Here is a 1,495-nt window from a genome sequence, read left to right on the forward strand (position 1 = left end):
CGTCGCAGGGGTACCGGGCGTCGCGGGGGACGCCGCCGCGGGCGCCCCCTTCGGGGCGCGCGCTCGGGAGAGGAAGGACCGGAGCTGGACGGACCAGGAGCGGCTCATCCCGCCATTCCAACCCAGATCCGGGGCCGACGCCTTTCAAGTAGCCGCGGGAGTGGGGTGAATCGTGGGGCGACCGCAGGCTCCGGGCTGGCCCGGCCGCCGCCCGGGGCGAGGTGCCTGCGCCGCGGCGTCGGGCGACGTCACGACGCCGTCGGACGCCGTTACCGTGGGGGTGTGACGAGCGACGAGCGGACCGGTGCAGGGCACGAGAGCTGCGGGTGCGGGTGCGGGACTCCAGGGCGGGACGCGTTCGTCCAGCTCGGCGCCCGGCCGGCCGACGCCGCCGGGACACCGGCACCTGGCCGGCACGACGCCGAGCAGGCGAGAGTCCCGGCAGGCCGGTTCACGATGGGCGACTCGTCGGGCGACCAGAACCCCGGCGACGGCGAGGTGCCCCGGCACGAGGTGACGCTGGACGCGTTCGAGATCGACGCGACCACGGTCACGAACGCCGACTTCGCGCGGTTCGTCGACGCGACGGGCTACCGCACCGAGGCGGAGACGTTCGGCTTCTCCGCCGTCTTCCACCTCGCCGTGGCGGCGGACCCCGGCGACATCATGGGCCAGGCCGACGGCACCCCGTGGTGGTTCGGCGTGCAGGGCGCGGACTGGGCGCACCCGGGCGGCCCGCTGTCCGACGTCGACGGCCTCGCCGACCACCCCGTGACCCACGTGAGCTGGAACGACGCCGTCGCCTACTGCGACTGGGCCGGCCGGCGGCTGCCCACGGAGGCCGAGTGGGAGTACGCGGCGCGCGGCGGCGTCGACGGCGCCAAGTACCCCTGGGGCGACGCCGAGGTGAACGACGGCGGCTGGCGCGCGAACATCTGGCAGGGCGCGTTCCCGCGCGAGAACACCCTGGACGACGGCTGGCTCACCACCGCGCCGGTGCGGACGTTCGAGCCCAACGGGTTCGGCCTGTGGCAGCCGGTCGGCAACGTCTGGGAGTGGTGCCAGGACTGGTTCGACCCGGGCTGGTACGGGCGCTCCCCCGCGGCGAGCCCGGCAGGCCCCGAGGCCGGCGCCATGCGGATCCTGCGCGGCGGCAGCTACCTGTGCCACATCTCGTACTGCAACCGCTACCGCAACTCCGCGCGCTCGTCGAACACGCCCGACTCCTCGATGGGCAACGCCGGGTTCCGCACGGTCGCCGCATGACCGCCCGGAGATTCCCGCAGCGCGTCTACCGTGACGGCGAGGAGCCCGACCCCCGGTTCAGCCTCGCCAACGAGCGAACCTTCCTGGCGTGGCTGCGCACCGCGCTCGGGATGTACGCGGGCGCGTTCGCGCTGGAGGCGCTGTCGCTGCCGGCCGCGACGGGCTGGCGGCTGGCCGCGGCCGGCGTCTTCCTGGTGCTCGGCACGCTGGCCGCCGTGCAGGCCTGGCT

Annotated in this window: 2 protein-coding genes; both read left to right on the top strand. The window is 75.1% G+C overall.

Annotation, left to right across the window (positions count from 1 at the left end; translation table 11 throughout):
* Nucleotides 1–282 precede the first annotated feature (282 nt).
* Nucleotides 283–1,266, top strand: a complete 984-nt coding sequence (locus tag PROKR_RS35820) for a formylglycine-generating enzyme family protein (RefSeq protein WP_084800595.1) — start codon at nucleotides 283–285, stop codon at nucleotides 1,264–1,266.
* Nucleotides 1,263–1,495: YidH family protein (locus PROKR_RS21775; RefSeq protein ID WP_036967361.1), on the top strand; the 233-nt coding region annotated here is incomplete at its 3' end. The genes PROKR_RS35820 and PROKR_RS21775, both read left to right, overlap by 4 nt.

The organism is Promicromonospora kroppenstedtii DSM 19349 (assembly GCF_000515355.1).
Lineage (GTDB): Bacteria > Actinomycetota > Actinomycetes > Actinomycetales > Cellulomonadaceae > Promicromonospora > Promicromonospora kroppenstedtii.